At 63.3% G+C, this 18,815-nt stretch carries 3 protein-coding genes (1 of these 3 running past the window's edge); all 3 read right to left on the bottom strand.

The genetic code is table 11. From position 1 onward, the window contains the following. Nucleotides 1-214: 214 nt before the first annotated feature. Tightly spaced (each overlapping or abutting the next), the 3 genes in view from ACODTD_RS21650 to ACODTD_RS21640 form a layout consistent with a single transcriptional unit that may run on beyond the window. The gene (locus tag ACODTD_RS21650) at nt 215-3,427 is read right to left on the bottom strand and encodes a non-ribosomal peptide synthetase (RefSeq protein ID WP_489105181.1); all 3,213 of its coding nucleotides are present in this window, start codon (nt 3,425-3,427) and stop codon (nt 215-217) included. Beyond that, a complete protein-coding gene (locus tag ACODTD_RS21645; protein WP_489105180.1) occupies nt 3,424-16,929 on the bottom strand; it encodes a non-ribosomal peptide synthase/polyketide synthase in 13,506 nt (4,501 codons plus the stop codon). Before ACODTD_RS21645 ends, ACODTD_RS21650 begins: the two co-directional genes overlap by 4 nt. Next, a protein-coding gene (locus ACODTD_RS21640) for a non-ribosomal peptide synthase/polyketide synthase (RefSeq protein WP_489105179.1) crosses the window boundary here: on the bottom strand, nt 16,929-18,815 show its final stretch. 15,078 nt of this gene lie beyond the right edge of the window; only the last 1,887 of its 16,965 coding nucleotides appear in the window; its start codon lies beyond the right edge, outside the window; it ends in the stop codon at nt 16,929-16,931. Before ACODTD_RS21640 ends, ACODTD_RS21645 begins: the two co-directional genes overlap by 1 nt.

Genomic DNA, 18,815 nt, shown 5'->3' with positions numbered 1-18,815 from the left:
CGCGCAGAGACGCGGGCCGGTCACGGGTTGCGTAAGAAATCCGTTTGTTGCCGCGTGAAAACCTGACTGAAAAGGCCCTTTTTCGAGTCGATTCACGCGCTTACGTTAGTAAGACGGAGCAGACCGGAAAAACCGGAATGCGTTTGTTTATCATTTGTGAAATAAATTAAAAAAAACCGTCGCACTGAGGCGACGGTTTTTCCTGGCCGGACGGTTAAACGTCCTGGGCCACCTTGGCGGCTTGCAGCTGCCGGGCCTTTTCGGTCAGCAGGGCTTTTTCCTCGGGGCTCATGGACTCGAGACGCACCCGCGCCTGAGCCAGTTTGTCCAGCTGCCCCGGACTTGCTTCCTGACCGCGCAACGCTTGCGCAAGCCCGGCCACGGTCGGATGGTCGAAGACCACGCCCGGGTGGATTTCGCACTGCAGCAGCTTGCGAATCCCCGCGACCAGTTTGATCACCAGCAACGAGTGGCCACCGGCAGCGAAAAAGTCGCGATCGATACTCAGGCGATCCTGCCCGAGCAACTGCGCCATGCGTCCGGCCAGCAACGTTTCGAGGGCGTCACGCGGCGCGACGTAATCGTCGTCGACGCCTTGATCGGCCAATTGCTGCAAAGCCTTGCGGTCGATCTTGCCGTTGGCCAGCCTCGGCAGGCGTTCGATGAAGCGAATCTGCTGCGGCACCATCACCGCCGGCAGTTGCTGCGCCAGTTGCTCGCGCAGACTGTCCGCGGCCAGCGATTCACGGGCCACGACAAACGCCTGCAAGCCTTGCTCAGGACTGTCCCCGGCAACCACCGCCGCTTCCTGCACGGACGGCTGGCGCAGCAATTGCGCCTCGACTTCCGTCAGCTCGATACGGAAACCGCGCACCTTGATCTGATGATCGCGCCGCCCGTGCAAGACAATCGCCCCCTCAGGCAGGTAGCGCGCAAGATCGCCGGTGCGATACAGGCGTTCGCCGCTGATGAACGGGCTGTCGATCAACAGTCCCGCCTCGGCGTCGACATTGACGTACCCGCGAAACAGCTGCGCACCGCCAACATACAACTCGCCAACGACACCGACCGGCGCCAATTGCTGCTGCGCGTCGAGCACGTACACCTGATTGTTGTCGAGCACCTGGCTCAGCCATCCGGCGCCCTGCCCCGGCGCAACCTTGTGCACCATCACGCCGACCGTGGTTTCGGTCGGGCCGTAATGGTTGAACACCTGGCAATCGCTGCGCACCTGCGCGATTCGCTGAATCAGCGGTGCGGCAATCGCCTCCCCGCCCAGCACCAGGGTTCGCGGCAAATGCGGGGTTTCACTGTCGAGCAGTGCGGCCAGATGCGACGGCACGATTTTCAGGCAGTCGATGGCATGCGCCTGCACATAGCCGGCGAAGGCCTGCGCGTCCTGCATCTGTGCATCGCTGGCAACATGCAGCGCTGCACCGTTGAACAGCGCGCCGAACAACGTCGTGTTGCCCAGATCCGCCGCCACCGTGGAGGTCAGACCGAAGTGCCGGTGACCGTCCAGCCCCAGTGCCGAGCTGACACTCGCGGTGTAGTTGAGCAAATGGCGGTGCTCGATCGACACGCCTTTCGGCGTGCCGGTAGAACCCGAAGTGAACAGCACGTACGCAAGATCGCTGCCCTGCGTTTCATGGGCCGGAGCCGGCGCAGCGTCCGTTGCCAACAATTGATCGATGGAACGCACCGGCAGCGCACTGTCCTGCCATTCAGCGACCTGCGTGGCGTCGGTCAGCAACAGACCGGCACGCGCTTGTTCGAGCATCAGTTGCTGACGGGCCACCGGCCATTGGCGATCCAGCGGCAGATACGCCGCGCCGACTCGCCAGATCGCGAGCATCGCCACCACCAGCGCTGCCGAACGCGGCAAGGCCAGCGCGACGATCGAATCACGGCCCACACCCTCGGCATGCAACCCCGCCGCCAGCCGCTCGACTTGGGCCTGCAACTGCGCGTAGTTCAGGCGGCCGGTCTCATCGGTCAGTGCCAGCGCTTCTGGCGTGGACTGTGCCCACTCGGCAATGCGTTGCGGCAGCATAGGTGTTTCAACCCAAGCGCGGGCAGACGGATTGATCGACAGCAAGCGCTGACGCTCGGCGTCGGTCAGCAGGCTGATCGCTCTCAACGGCACGTTTGCGTCGGCCGCAAGCTGGTCCAGCAGCGTGACATATTGATCCAGCAGCACCTGCATGGACGCCGCGCTGTAGCGCTGCGCGGCATATTCAAGCGCAACCGCGCTGGCCACGTTCTCGGCATTCAATTGCACTTGCAGCAGCAACTCGAACACCCTACCGCGCCCGGTCTCCACCGACTGCGCTGTGTAACGGGTCGCGCCGATCACTACCGGCTGCGCCTGACGATGCAACGCAAAACCATAGTCCGGACGTGCAGCCGCCGGTTGCAGCTCAGGGGTCCAGTATTCCTGCCAGAGACGATGTTCTTCCAGGCGCGCGGCGACTGTCGGCAGCCATTGTGCGAATGACTGATCGGCCTCCACGGGCAGATTCAGCGGCAGGGTTTTCTCGAACACGCCGATCGCACCGGAGAAATACTCATAGTCTTCACGACCATCGTGGCGCCAGCCCATCAGCACTTCGTCGCGACCGCTCAAACGCGCCAGCAACAGCCACCAGGCACTTTGCATCAACACCGTCACCGGTTGTGCAACGGTCTGCGCCAGGTGCTCAAGCCCCGCGATCAATGCCGCGTCGAGTGGCTTTTGAAGGGTCGCCGAATCCGCGCCCGATACCGTGGACACGCGCGCCGCCAGCCAAGGCGTCGACAGGCTCGCATCGAGGCCATTGAGCTGTGCCTGCCAATACGCCCGGGCGGTCGCGGCATCCTCGTCGAGGATCACTTCGCTGCGCCATTCCAGGTACTGACCGAACTCACCCGACTCTTCGTCTTCAGGCCATTCACGCTGTTCATACGCGCGCAGCAAGTGCTGATAGAGCAGCGTCAGCGCGTTGCCATCCAGGCTGTGACGAGCCGCGCCCAGCAGGAGCGCCCAACGTTGTTCCGGCAATGCGTACAACACCGCTTGCGCACCGGCAGATTCGCCGTGAACAAAGGCGCGCTGCGCCCACTCGGTCAATTGCGCCTGAATGTCGGCTTCGCGGGCCGGTGCGTTTTGCACGGTCAGCGGGAAGCACCCGGCGGCGACGCTGAACTGGCGCAGGCCATGAAAACCCGGAGCCTTGGCCAACCGGGCCAACAGCATCGGTTGCTGCGCCAGCACCTGGTCGAAAGCCGCTTGCAGGCGCGCCACGTCGAGCTCGCCGGCAATATCGATGCGCAAGAAACGTGCAGCGTCGGCCCAGCATGCAGCGCCCGGCAGCTGCTCACAGAGCATCTGTTGCTCGGGGGTCAACGCTTGCCCCACGTCCTGTTGTTCCATCACCACCTCGTTCATGCCTCTGTTCCTTCGGTTGCGCGGACCGGCTCGCCACGGGCGCCTTGCAGGTCGCTGTGGTCGAACATGTCGCCCATGGCCACGACAATCTTGCGCGGCCCTTCGAACGGATCGCGGGCATGCGCCACCAGCATGTTGTCGAGCAGAATGGCGTCGCCCTTCTGCCAGTCGAACCGTACGGCGCATGCCTCGTAGAGTTCGCCGATGCGCTGCATCACCTCGTCCTCGATCGGCGTGCCATCCCCGTAGTAAACGTGGCGCGGCATCCGCTCCAGACCGAACATCGAAAGCAGGTCTTCACGCACATCCGGCTCCAGCCAGTAGATGTGGTGCAGTTGCACCTGGTTGAAGAACGATTTCGCACCGGTCACCGGGTGACGAATGATCGCCGGGCCGGGGGTACGGGTTTGCAGTTCGTCGTTGTCCAGCCAACGCCATTCGATACCGCCGGCCCGGCAACGGGCCTCGACTTCGGCACGGTCTTCGGTCTTGAAGAAGTGCTGCCACGACACGTCCAGTTTGTCGGTGAAGGTGCGCACATACAGCAGACCCTTTTCCTCGAACTTGTCGCGCAGGTCCGCCGGCAGTTTTTCGTACATCAAGCGGCAATCCACCACCGGCGTCGCGCCGCCAATCGGTGCCGCCACTTCGCAATAGAACATCTGCTTGCGCGGCCAGCGGTCCTGATGGGAGCTCTCGTTGTGGAACAGAATCATTTTGCGTTCCGGGTACGGCGTGGAGCGGTAGGTGTTCTTGCCGCCTTCTTTCTTCGGCAGGTCGCCGTACTGGCCGTACAGACCGGGCTGGATCGCTTCGGCGAAGGCTTCAAAGCCCTGAATGCCGTCGAGTTCGAAACCGCGGAACAGGATGCCGGCGTGGGTGGCCAGCTTCGTCTCGATCAGCGGCCGGTTGTTCTTGATCCACTCGATCAGGTCCAGTTGCGGGTCGTTCGGTTCCACCAGCAGCGGGAACGGTTGTGGCGCTGCCATCAACGATTCACGCACCGGCGCCGGGCGTGCCTTGGCCACCGGGGCAGCGCCGCGCTTGAGGAATTTGCCCAGTTTGTCGGCCTTGGGTCCGGGGGCAGACGGCCGGGTGGCCGCTGCTGAATTGTCGACTGGCATGCTGATAGCTCCCAATTGAATGTCCTGATCAGCGACGATCTGTTCCAACAGGGCTATCCAGGCCTTGACCAGGTACTGAATGCGCTCATGTCCGAACAAGCTTGTGGCGAATTGCCAATTACCCAGCAATTGCCCTTCTTCTTCGTCAACGAACAATGCCATGTCGAATTTAGAATGGGTCTCCAGCGACGGCAGCGCTTCGACGTCCAAACCGCCCATGGCCTGGGTGCGGCCCGGCAGGTTGTTCATCACGAACAGCACCTGCACCAGCGGATTCATACCCTTGTGACGCGGCACGCCCGATGCATCGACGATCATGTCGAACGGCAGGTCCTGGTGCTCCAGCGCTTGCAGCAGCGTGTCCTGGGTCTGCGCCAGGAAGCCGCTGAACGAGGCCTGACTCACAAACCGCGAACGCAGCGGCAGCACGTTGACGAAGAAACCGATCAAGCGCTCCAGCTCCGCCCGCTCACGCCCGGCCACGTCGGCACCGACCAACACGTCCGCGCCTTCGCTGACGCGGTGCAGCAATACCTGGAACGACGCCAGCAACGTGCTGTACAGCGTCACACCGGCCCGTGAGGCCAGCGCCCGGACGTCACGAGTCAGCCGAGCGCCGAGGGCGAATTGCACCGCGTCGCCAGCGTAGGACGGCGTTGCACCGCGCGGGTTGTCCAGCGGCAGGCTGAGCTGGCCGTTGTAGCCCGCCAGTTGTTCTTTCCAGAACCTCGCCTGCTGCCCGAGCACGCCTTGTTGTTCCAGCGCCTGTTGCCACAGGGCAAAGTCCGAATACTGCACGGCGAGTGCCGGCAAGGCATGCGGTTGGCCGGCGCTGGCGCGGTCGTAGATTTCCACCAGCTCGTTGATCAACACCCCCATCGACCAACCGTCGGAAATGATGTGGTGCATCGAATACAGCAACACATGTTCGTTCGGGCTCAGGTGCAGGATGCGTCCGCGCAACAGCGGCGCCTGCTCCATGTCGATCGGCGTGTTGGCGTTGTCGAGGACGGCTTGCGCCACCTGTTCTTCCTGATCGCTGCGCGACAGGCCGGACAGATCGATCAGCGGGAAATCCAGCTCGACCTCATCGACGATCACGGCAATCGGATCACCCTCATCGTCCTGCACATAAGCGGTACGCAGCACCTCATGACGACGCACCACTTCGGCGAAACTCGTCAGCAGGCGCTGCACCGACAAGTCACCGCGCAAGCGCAACGCCATCGGCATGCCATAGGCAGACGTGCCGCCGGAGAGCTGCTCGGCAATCCACAAGCGGCGCTGCACCAGCGACAGCGGCGCGCTGCTCTTGGCGCCGTGCGCCTTGAGCTCGACCTGACGTGAATCGAACGCCGCCAGCTCGGCCCCGACGTTGGCCTGCATGACCGCCGCCAGATCCTTGAGCACCGGCGCGCCGAACAGATCGCGCAGGCTCAGCGTCAGACCGGTGACTTTGCGCAACCGGGAGACGGCCTGGGTCGCCAGCAACGAATGACCGCCGGCCTCGAAGAAGTGCGCGTTGCGCCCGATCTGCTCACGCTCCAGCACGTCCTGCCAGACCTGCGCGATCTGCTGCTCCAGCGAGCCCTGTGGCGCGACGAACTCTTCGCTCGACACCTGAGTGTCGGGCAGTGGCAAGGCCTTGCGATCCACCTTGCCGCTCGGACCGATCGGCATTTGCGCCAACAGCAACACGTGGCTTGGCTGCATGTAGTCCGGCAGGCTGTTTTTCAGCCCGTCGCGCAATACTTGCAACCACGCGGCATTGGCGTTGCCAGCCAATGCCTCATCGTGCGGCACGACGTAAGCCACCAGCTGCTGTCCACCCGCCCCCGGCTGCGCCAGCACCAATGCTTGACGCACACCGTCCTGACGCAACAGGCAAGTCTCGATCTCGCCCAGTTCGATGCGGAAACCGCGCACCTTGACCTGATGATCGAGACGCCCGACGTATTCGATCAAACCGTCAGCGTTGACCCGCGCCAGATCGCCAGTGCGATACAGCCGCCCGCCCAGCGTGCTGAACGGATCAGGCAGGAAGCGATCGGCCGTCAGGTCAGGACGCTGGAAATAACCCCGCGCCAACAGTTCGCCACCGACCAGCAACTCGCCCACCACACCTTGCGGCACCGGCTGCCCGGCGCTGTCGAGGATATGAATCGTGCGCCCGGCCAGACCATGACCGATCGGCAACGCTGCCGGCAACGGCTGGCTGTCCTGCACGTAGTCAACGCAGTCGAGCACGGTGCTGGTGACTGTCGCCTCGGTCGGGCCATAGGCGTTGATCAGTTGCACCTGCTCAAGCCCTGCACGCCGATACGCCGCGATGGCTTGCGGCGGCATGGCTTCACCGCCCACCACCATCTGGCGCAGACGACCGTAGTCGCGCGGGCCATGATCGGCGAAGTCCTGCACCACCACGTTCCAGTACGCCGTTGTCAGGTCGGCGATGCTGATGTCCCGGGCAAGAATTTGCTGATACAGGGTTTCGCTGTCCCACACCTCGTTGCCGCGCAGCACCACCGCCGCGCCACAGATCAGCGCCGGGTAGACCTGCTCGACAAAACTGTCGAAGTTGAACGTCGCAAACTGCAACACCCGATCACGGGCCGACAGGCCCTTGTAGGCCTCGGACACACGGGTGTGCCGCGCCAGCGCCTGGTGGCTGATGCCCACGCCTTTCGGGCGCCCGGTCGAGCCGGACGTGAACATCACGTAAGCCAGGCTCTGCCCGTGCACGACGGCTGACGGGTTGCTGTCGAGCGACGGCCATGCATCGCCGTCCACGGTCAGCGTGCGCACACCGGCCACCACAGGCAGTCGCTCCAGCAGGTGCTGCTGGCTGAGCATCAGGCGCAGGCCGCTGTCTTCGATCATCGCCAGCAGCCGGTCGGCCGGGTAGCCGGGGTCCAGCGGCACGTAAGCACCGCCTGCCTTGAGCACGGCCAACAGGCTGATGATCATGTCCATCGAACGATCAACCGCAATCCCCACCAGCACATCGCTGCCGACGTTGTGTTGCAACAAGCCGTGGGCCACGCGGTTGGCGGCCGCATTGAGTTCGGTGTAAGTCAGTTGTCGGTCTTCGAATATCAGGGCGATGGCATCCGGGGTTTGTGCCACTTGCTGTTCGAACCACTGATGCACGCAATGCTCGCTGGCCGGTGCGTCGATGGCGGCGAGCATCGGCCCGGTCGCCAGGGCCAGTTCGCCCAGACAGGTCGACGCCGGTGCCTGCACCATCTGCTGCAACAGGTGATCGAGCTGGCTCGCCAGTTGCTCGACCGAACGCCCGTCGAATTGCTCACGGTCGAAACTCAGGTGCAGCGACAGCTGTGCGTCGAGGCTGACCGCGAGGGTCAGCGGGTAGTTGGTCTGTTCGTGATTGGCTACTTCGCCAAAGCGCAGATCCTGCGGCGCACCTTGTTGCAGCGCTTCGGACACCGGGTAGTTTTCGAACACCAGGATGTTGTCGAACAGCGCTTCACCGCCCTGCCCGGCCCAGCGCTGAATCTCGAACAGCGGCGTGTGTTCCTGCTCGCGCAGTGCCAGGTTCTGCGCCTGCACCTGTTGCAGCCAGGCACTCAGCGTTTGTTCGGCACGCGGACTGGCGATCACCGGCAAGGTGTTGATGAACAGGCCGATCTGCTGCTCGACGCCGGCCAGTTGCGCCGGACGCCCGGACACGGTCGCACCGAAGCTGACGGTGTCGAGCCCGGTGAAGCGTTGCAACAGCAGCAACCAGGCGCTTTGCACCAGCGTGTTGAGGGTGACTTTGTGGCCACGGGCAAACTCGTTGAGCTGGCGCGTGCGCACCTCGTCCAGCACATGGAAACGCTCGCCATGGCCCTTGACCGGCTGCACCGCGGCAAACGCGCGCGCCAGTCGGGTCGGCTCTTGCAGGTCGGCCAGTTGCGCGTTCCAGAACGCCTCGCTGACCTGCGCGTCCTGTCGGGCCAGCCACTGAATGTAATCGCGATATCGGCCTGCACCGCCGGCCGGTGGCTGACCGCTGTAGCGTTGCAGCACTTCGCCGAGCAACTGCGAATTGCTCCAGCCATCCATCAAAATGTGATGGCTGGTGTAGATCAGCCGGCAGCTATCGGCCGCGGTACGCACCACCACCAGACGCAACAACGGCGCGGTACCCAGCTCGAAACCTTGCTGCTGTTCGGCCAGCGCCAGGGCGGCGATGGCTTGCGGCAGGTCTGCGCGGTCACGCCAGTCGAGCACGCTGAACGGCACGGTCAGGTGCTTGTGGATGACTTGCACCGGACGCTGGAATTCACCGTCCCAGACAAAACTGCTGCGCAGCACATCGTGGGCATCCAGCGCGTCCTGCCACGCCGTACGGAAGCGTTCGATGTCCAGGCCTTGAACGTCGACGCACATCTGATTGATGTAATCGCCGGCCTGTTGCTCGTACAGGGTGTGGAACAACATGCCCTGCTGCATCGGCGACAGTGGATAAATGTCTTCGATCTGTTGCGGCGCCAGCGCCAGCGAATCGAGCTGCACCTGAGTCAGGTGCGCCAGCGGGAAGTCCGACGGTGTAACGCCGTGGCTGTCGCGCTGGCAGCAATGCTCCAGCAATGCATTCAGTTCCAGCGCGTAGGCATCGGCCAGCGCCTGAATGGTCGCGGTGTCGAACATCTGCGAACTGAACGTCCAGCCGACACTCAACTGACCGCCATACACCTGACCGTTGAGGGTCAGCCAGTTACCCAGCGCCGCCAACGGGCTCTGCTCGGCACCGGCCGGTTCGTTGGCCGGGCTGAACAATGCACCGCCATCGTCAGCGAAACCGGCGTCGAACTGCCCCAGATAGTTGAAGGTGATGCGCGGCATCGGCAGCGCTTGCAGGGTCTGACGCGCCGCGTCGTCGCCCAGATAACGCAGCGCACCGAAACCGATGCCTTTGGCCGGAATCGCGCGCAGTTGCTCCTTGACTGCCTTGATCGACCCGGCGAGGTCGGCAGTCGGGGTCAACCGGACCGGGAACAGGCTGGTGAACCAGCCCACGGTGCGGCTCAGATCCAGTTCATCGAACAGGTCTTCACGGCCGTGGCCTTCGAGCTGAATCAGGGTCGATTCGCTGGCGGTCCAGCGGGAAATGACCCGTGCCAGCGCAGTCAGCAACAGGTCGTTGACCTGGGTGCGATAGGCCGCCGGCGCCTGTTGCAGCAGTTGGCGGGTCTGCTCCTTGTCGAGACGGGTTTCGACGCTCGCGGCGTAGCGGGTTTGCAGTGCACCGTCAGCGTGATCCAGCGGCAGTTCAACCTTCGCGCCTTGCAGCTGCGCCTGCCAGAACCCCAGCTCCGCTTGCAGTGCCGGGCTGGCGGCGTAGGTTTGCAGACGTTGCGCCCAGGCTTTCGCAGCGCTGGTCTTGGCCGGCAACTTGAGTGCCTGACCGGCCTGCAACTGCTGATACGCCTGTTGCAGATCTTCCAGCAGGATGCGCCACGACACCCCGTCGACCGCTAGGTGATGGATCACCAGCAGCAAGCGCTGGCTGCCGTCGGCCAGGGTCGCCAACACTGCCCGCAGCAATGGGCCGTTTTCCAGGTCGAGGCTGCGTTGCGCCTGTTCGCCCAGCTGTTCCAGCGCGGCATCATCCGCCACCGCGTGTTGCCAGAGCAGTGGTTCGCTGCCCGGAGCACGGTGAGTTGCAGACCACTGGCCGTCACGCTGGCTGAACACCAATCGCAAGGCATCGTGCTGCACCAGCAGCGCCTGCAACGCATGTTCGACGTGGGCGGCATCCAGCGTTTCGCGCGGCTTGAGCAACACCGACTGGTTCCAGTGATGCGGCTCGGCCATGGCGCTGTCGAAGAACAATTGCTGGAACGGCAGCAACGGACTGTCGCCCGTTACCGGGCCCTGATCGATGCTCGGACCGGCCACACCGACCTTGGCCACCGCTGCCAGACTCTGCACGTTCTGGTGCAGGAACAGATCCTTGGGACTGAAATGAATGCCGGCTTGCCGGGCGCGGCTGACCACCTGAATCGAGATGATCGAATCCCCGCCCAGCTCGAAGAAGTTGTCGTGAATGCCCACCTGCTCCAGGCCCAGCACGTTCTGCCAGATCGCCACCAACGCTTGCTCGATCTCACTGGTCGGTGCACTGTAGGCTTTCTGGCTGACGCTCGGATCGGCCTTTGGCAGGGCTTTGCGCTCGAGTTTGCCGTTCGGGCTGACTGGCATCTTCGCCAGCAACAGCCAGTGTTGCGGAATCATGTATTCCGGCAGGCTCTGGCTCAGGTGCTCCTTGAGACGGCGCTGGAAGGCCTGACGGCGATCATCGTCCGCCTCCAGCAGCAATTCGTCGTTCGGCACCACATAGCCCACCAGCAACGAACCGTCCTGAGCGATGACCACGGTCTCGCGTACGTCATCGTGTTCGGCCAGGCGCGCTTCGATTTCGCCCAGTTCGATACGCAGACCACGGATCTTTACCTGATGGTCCATGCGCCCGGCGTACTCGATCACGCCGTCGGCGCGATAGCGCGCCAGGTCGCCGGTGCGGTACAGGCGCTGGCCGTCACCGAACGGGCTGGTAACAAAGCGTTCGGCGGTCAGCGCCGGACGACGGTGGTAACCACGGGCCAGGCCTTCGCCGCCCAGGTACAGTTCGCCGATCACACCGATCGGCAACGGCGCCAGGCTGTTGTCGAGGATGTAGGTGCTGAGGTTGGCAATCGGCTGACCGATCGGCACGCTGTCACGGCCTTCGTCGCGGCAAGTCCAGTGGGTGACGTCGATCGCCGCTTCGGTCGGACCGTAGAGGTTGAACAGTCCGGCGTTCGGCAACTTGGCGAACACCTGCTGCTGCGCATCGACCTGCAACGCTTCACCGCTGCACACGATCCGGGTCAGGCTGGTGCATTCGGCCACCGCCGGATCCTGCAGGAACGCCTGCAACATCGACGGCACGAAGTGCAGCGTGGTGATGCGTTGTTCGGTGATGACCTGAATCAGTTGCGCCGGATCACGGTGCGCGCCCGGAGCCGCCACCACCAGTGACGAACCGGTCATCAACGGCCAGAAGAACTCCCACACCGACACGTCGAAACTGAACGGGGTCTTTTGCAGCACGCTGTCGTCAGCGGTCAGCTGATAGGCCTGTTGCATCCAGCACAAGCGGTTGACCAGCGCCGAGTGGCGGTTGCCCGCGCCTTTCGGTTTGCCGGTCGAGCCCGAGGTGTAGATCACGTAGGCGAGGTTTTCCGGATCGATGTTCAGCGCCGGGTTGGCTTCGCTGCGACCTTCGAGCCAATCACCTTCCTGATCCAGCACCAGACTGCGCAGCCCGGCCGGAACCGGCAGTTGCGCCAGCAGATGACTTTGGGTCAGCAGCAAGGCAATGCCGCTGTCCTCGAACATGTAGGCCAGACGATCCTGCGGGTACTCAGGATCCAGCGGCAGATAGGCACCGCCCGCCTTGAGAATCGCCAGCAAACCGACAACCATTTCCAGCGAGCGCTCGACCGAAATCCCGACCAGCACTTCCGGGCCGACACCGTGTTCGATCAACACATCTGCCAGCCGATTGGCCCGGGCGTTGAGCTGGGCGTAGGTCAGGCGTTGTTCACCGAACACCAGCGCCAGCGCGTCCGGTGTGGCGCGCACCTGATCCTCGATCAGCGAATGCACACTGCGTGACAGTGGGTATTCAGTGGCGGTGGCGTTCCAGCCTTCGACAATCAGTTCGCGTTCTGCACCGTCAAGCAGCACCAGTTCAGCCAACGGACGTGTCGCGTCAGTCACGACGGCGTTGAGCAGGTTCAGCCAATGCCCGGCGAGGCGCCGGATGCTGCTCGCCTCGAACAGATCGGTAGCGTATGTAAAGGACGCATCCAGGCCTTCCGGGCTGTCGCCGGTGTCCAGCGCCAGATCGAACTGCGCGGTCCGGTGTTCCCAGCTCAGGCTTTGCAGGTTCAGCCCCGGCAATTGCGCGACCAGATCGGACTCGGCTTCGGTGCGATGGTTGAACATCGCCTGAAACAACGGGCTGTGGCTCAGATTGCGTTCAGGCTGCAAGGCATCGACCAGTTGCTCGAACGGCAGGTCCTGATGCATTTGCGCGGCAATCGCGGTGTGCTTGACCTGCTGCAGCAACCGGGCGAAATCCAGCGCCGGATCGAACTCGGCCCGCAGCACCTGGGTGTTGACGAAGAAGCCGATCAACCGCTCGATTTCCAGACGATTGCGGTTGGCGATCGGCACCCCGACGCGGATATCCGACTGACCGCTGTAGCGGTGCAACAGGGTCTGGAACGAGGCCAGCAGCAACATGAACACGGTCACGCCTTCACGCCGCGCCAGCGCCTTGAGTGCGTCACCCAGCGCCGGTTCGATGGTCACGTTCAGGCGCGCACCGCGGAAGCTCTGCACGGCGGGACGCGGATGGTCGGCCGGCATTTCCAGCAGCGGTTGTTGGCTGCCCAGTTGAGTCTTCCAGTACGTCAGCTGTCGTTCACGCTCGCCGTTGTCCATCCACTCGCGTTGCCACACCGCGTAATCGGCGTACTGCACCGCCAGCGCCGGCAACTCGGCCGTGCGGCCTTGGCTGAACGCCGCGTAACAGGCGATCAGGTCTTCGATCATCACCTGCATCGACCAACCATCGGAGACGATGTGGTGCAGGGTCAGGACCAACACATGGTCGGTGTCGCTGATGCGCAGCAAGGCCACTCGCAGCAACTCGCCCGCCAACAGGTCGAACGCCTGCCGGGTCTGCTGTTCGACGAAGACTTTGATCTGCTCATCCGTGGCGTTGGCCAGCGTCTGCTCGTAAAACGCCACCTGCCCGCTCGGCCGGATCACTTGCTGCACGCGCCCGTCGGTATCGACAAACGCCGTGCGCAGGCTTTCGTGGCGCTGGATCAGCGCCTGGAAGCTTTGCTCCAGAGCCGCACGATCGAGTTCGCCATGCAGGCGCAGCGCGGTGGGAATGTTGTAGGCGGCGCTTTGCGGGTCCATCTGCCACAGGAACCATTGACGTTCCTGGGCGTAGGACAGCGCCAGCGGTTGCTCGCGGCTGACCTGTGGAATCGGGGTTTGCGTGGTCTGCTGATCGGCATCGAGGACGCGGACAAAGGCTTCCAGGCTGCTGTGTTCGAACAGCGTGCGCAGCGGCACCTGAATATCCAGCGTGCGACGGATGCGCGACACCACCTGGGTCACCAGCAGCGAATGCCCGCCCAGCTCGAAGAAGTTGTCGGTCAGGCCGACGCGTTCGAGCTTGAGCACGTCCTGCCAGATCGTCGCGACGTGTTTTTGCAGGTCGGTCTGCGGCGCGACAAAGGTGTTTTGCAGGGTGCTGGCATCAAACTTCGGCAACGCCTTGCGTTCGAGTTTACCGTTGGGGCTGACCGGCATTTTTTCCAGCCAGACCCAGTGCTGCGGCACCATGAACTCCGGCAGGCTCTGCCCCAGATGCGCCTTGAGTTCGAGGTTTTTCGCGCTGTGTGTGGCGTCGTCGGCACTCAACAACGCTTCGTCGTCGGGCACCACGTAGGCCACCAGCAACGAACCATCCTGAGCGATGACCACGGTCTCGCGTACGTCATCGTGTTCGGCCAGGCGGGCTTCGATTTCGCCCAGTTCGATGCGCAGGCCACGGATCTTTACCTGATGGTCCATGCGCCCGGCGTACTCGATCACGCCGTCGGCGCGATAGCGCGCCAGGTCGCCGGTGCGGTACAGGCGCTGGCCGTCACCGAACGGGCTGGTAACAAAGCGTTCGGCGGTCAGCGCCGGACGACGGTGGTAACCCCGGGCCAGGCCTTCGCCGCCCAGGTACAACTCGCCGATCACACCCACCGGCAACGGCGCCAGGCTGTTGTCGAGGATGTAGGTGCTGAGGTTGGCAATCGGCTGACCGATCGGCACGCTGTCGCGACCTTCGTCGCGGCACGTCCAGTGGGTGACGTCGATCGCCGCTTCGGTCGGACCGTAGAGGTTGAACAGTCCGGCGTTCGGCAACTTGGCGAACACCTGCTGCTGCGCATCGACCTGCAACGCTTCACCGCTGCACACGATCCGGGTCAGGCTGGTGCATTCGGCCACCGCCGGATCCTGCAGGAACGCCTGCAACATCGACGGCACAAAGTGCAGCGTGGTGATGCGTTGTTCGGTGATCACCTGAATCAGTTGCGCCGGATCCCGGTGCGCACCCGGAGCAGCCACCACCAACGAAGAACCGGTCATCAGCGGCCAGAAGAATTCCCACACCGACACGTCGAAGCTGAACGGGGTCTTTTGCAGCACGCTGTCGTCAGCCGTCAGTTGATAGGCCTGCTGCATCCAGCACAGGCGGTTGACCAGCGCCGAATGACGGTTGCCCGCGCCTTTCGGTTTGCCGGTCGAGCCGGAGGTGTAGATCACGTACGCGAGGTTTTCCGGATCGAGGTTCAGCTCCGGATTGGCTTCGCTGCGACCTTCCAGCCAGTCACCGTCCTGATCGAGCACCAGACTGCGCAACCCGGCCGGAACCGGCAGTTGTGCCAGCAGATGACTTTGGGTCAGCAGCAAGGCAATGCCGCTGTCCTCGAACATGTAGGCCAGACGATCCTGCGGATACTCCGGATCCAGCGGCAGATACGCACCGCCCGCCTTGAGAATTGCCAACAGGCCGACAACCATTTCCAGCGAACGCTCGACCGAGATGCCGACCAGCACTTCCGGGCCAACACCGTGTTCGATCAATACATCTGCCAACTGATTAGCGCGGGCGTTGAGCTGGGCGTAGGTCAGACGTTGCTCGCCGAACACCAGCGCCAGCGAGTCCGGCGTGGCGCGCACCTGATCTTCGATCAGCGAATGCACGCTGCGCGACAGCGGGTATTCGGTGGCGGTGGCGTTCCAGCCTTCGACAATCAGCTCGCGTTCTGCGCTGTCGAGCAACACCAGTTCGGCCAGCGAGCAACTCGCGTCGGCCACAACCGCTGCCAACAGGTTTTGCCAATGCGCGGCCATCCGTTCGATGGTCGCGGCGCTGAACAGATCGGTGGCAAAGGTCAGTTGAGCGCCAAGGCCTTGCGGGGTCTCGAAGGTGTCCAGGCTCAGGTCGAACTGAGCAGTCTGGCTGGCCATGCTCAGCGGATCGATTTGCAGACCCGGCAGACGCGCGCCTCGCTGCGACTCGCCAGTCGCCAGATTCTGGTGGTTGAACATCACCTGGAACAGCGGGCTGTGGCTCAGGCTGCGTTCCGGTTGCAGGGCTTCCACCAACTGTTCGAACGGCAGTTCCTGATGCGCCTGGGCGCCCATCGCCGATTGCTTGACCTGTTGCAGCAGGCTGCGAAAACTCGCCTGCGGGTCAATGCGTGCCTTGAGCACCTGGGTGTTGACGAAGAAGCCGATCAGGCGCTCGGTCTCGACCCGGTTGCGGTTGGCGTTGGGCACGCCGACGCTGATTTCGTTCTGGCCGCTGTAGCGGTGCAACAAGGCCTGGAACGAGGCCAGCAAGACCATGAACACGGTCATGCCTTCGCGCTGGGCAAGGGTTTTCAAACCGGCAGCCAATTGGCTGTCGAGGCTCACATCGAGCCGCTGGCCACGGAAGCTCTGCACCGACGGTCGAGGAAAATCGGTCGGCAGTTGCAGCACCGAATGGTCGGTGCCCAGTTGTTCCTGCCAGTAAGCCAGTTGCCGCGCCCGCTCGCCCGCCTCCATCCAGTGCCGCTGCCAGATGGCGTAGTCGGCGTACTGGATCGGCAATTCGGCGAGGCTGACATCGCGCCCCTGTGCATAACCGGAATACAGCTGCACCAGCTCTTCGACCATGACCCGCATCGACCAGCCATCGGCCGCAATGTGGTGCACGGTGACGGCTAGCACATGCTCGTCATCCGCCAGACGCAGCAGGTTGGCGCGCATCAGCGGACCGGTCTGCAGATCGAACGGAAGGTGCAACTGTTCGTTGATGTAAGCCTGAATCTGCTGCTCGCGTTGCGCCGGATCCGCCGCGCTATCCAGCGCATCCACCGCAATCGTCAGCGGCAGCTGCGCGTGAATCACCTGCACAGAGCCCTCGTCGTCCTGACCGAAGGTGGTGCGCAGGCTGTCGTGACGGGCGATCACGGCGTTGAACGCACGCTCCAGCGCCGGCACGTCGAGGGTGCCGCGCAACTGCAGCGCGGTCGGAATGTTGTAGGCCGCACTGTGCGGGTCCATCTGCCAGACAAACCATTGCCGGTCCTGAGCGAAGGACAACGGGATCGCGGTGAATTCCTCGCGGGTCTGCGGGATCGGCAGGTTCGCGGGGGAAACCCCTTCCTGGAGCATCTTTTCAAGATAGAGCGTGCGCTTTTCCAGGGGCAGACAAATGAACCGCCTGGCAATCTTCAGTGCGACATTCCTATCCATCAAGCCTCCTCCATTTCATCAAGCAGGGATTCCAGCTTGCTCAGTTTCAACATATCGACTTGCTCATCGGCGGCGTCCAGCTGGCTGACGAAATCGCCAAGCGCGGGGTGCTGGAAAATCAATTGCGGTGTCAGCTTCAGGCCCAGTTCCAGTTGCAGGCGCGAAACCACGGTGACGGCCAACAAGGAGTGGCCGCCCAGTTCGAAGAAGTTGTCGTTGAGGCCGATGCGCTCCAGTTGCAGCACGTCCTGCCAGATCGCCGCCACTTGTTGTTGCAGTTCAGTGGACGGCGCGACAAAGGCCTGCTGCGCCTGGCTGGCATCGAACTTGGGCAGTGCCTTGCGTTCGAGTTTGCCGTTCGGGCTGACCGGCATTTTCGCCAGCAGCACCCAGTGCAGCGGAACCATATAGTCAGGAACGTTCCGGGCGAGGTGTTCTTTAAGACGCTGGACCAGTTCGCTGCGACTGGCCTCGTCGGCATCCACCAGACGGGCGTCGTTCGGCACCACATAACCCACCAGCAACGAGCCGTCCTGGGCGATGACCACGGTCTCGCGCACGTCATCGTGCTCGGCCAGACGCGCTTCGATTTCGCCCAGTTCGATACGCAGGCCACGGATCTTCACCTGATGGTCCATGCGCCCGGCGTACTCGATCACGCCGTCGGCGCGATAGCGCGCCAGGTCGCCGGTGCGGTACAGGCGCTGGCCGTCACCGAACGGGCTGGTAACAAAGCGTTCGGCGGTCAGCGCCGGACGACGGTGGTAACCACGGGCCAGGCCTTCGCCGCCCAGATATAGCTCGCCGATCACACCGACCGGCAACGGCGCCAGGCTGTTGTCGAGGATGTAAGTGCTGAGGTTGGCAATCGGCTGACCGATCGGCACGCTGTCACGGCCTTCGTCGCGGCAGGTCCAGTGGGTCACGTCGATGGCCGCTTCGGTCGGGCCGTACAGGTTGAACAGCCCGGCGTTCGGCAACTTGGCGAACACCTGCTGCTGCGCATCGACCTGCAAGGCTTCGCCGCTGCACACGATTCGGGTCAGGCTGGTGCATTCGGCCACCGCCGGATCCTGGAGGAACGCCTGCAACATCGACGGCACAAAGTGCAGCGTGGTAATGCGCTGTTCGGTGATGACCTGAATCAGTTGCGCCGGATCACGGTGCGCGCCCGGCGCCGCGACCACCAAGGAAGAACCGGTCATCAGCGGCCAGAAGAACTCCCACACCGACACGTCGAAGCTGAACGGGGTCTTCTGCAGCACGCTGTCGTCAGCCGTCAGCTGATAGGCCTGCTGCATCCAGCACAAACGGTTGACCAGCGCCGAGTGGCGGTTGCCCGCGCCTTTCGGTTTGCCGGTCGAGCCCGAGGTGTAGATCACGTAGGCGAGGTTTTCCGGATCGATGTTCAGCGCCGGGTTGGCTTCGCTGCGACCTTCGAGCCAATCACCGTCCTGATCCAGCACCAGACTGTGCAGCCCGGCCGGAACCGGCAGTTGCGCCAGCAGATGACTTTGGGTCAGCAACAGCGCAACCCCGCTGTCCTCGAACATGTAGGCCAGACGATCCTGCGGGTACTCAGGATCCAGCGGCAGATAGGCACCGCCGGCCTTGAGAATCGCCAGCAAACCGACAACCATTTCCAGCGAGCGCTCGACCGAAATCCCGACCAGCACTTCCGGGCCGACACCGTGTTCGATCAACACATCTGCCAGCCGATTGGCCCGGGCGTTGAGCTGGGCATAGGTCAAACGTTGTTCGCCGAACACCAGCGCCAGAGCGTCCGGGGTAGCACGTACCTGATCCTCGATCAGCGAATGCACGCTGCGCGACAGCGGGTATTCGGTGGTCGTGGCGTTCCATTGTTCGACCTGCTGCTGTTGCTC

Source organism: Pseudomonas sp. FG35 (genome assembly GCF_057809295.1).
This window is presented reverse-complemented; position numbering and strand designations above follow the sequence as displayed.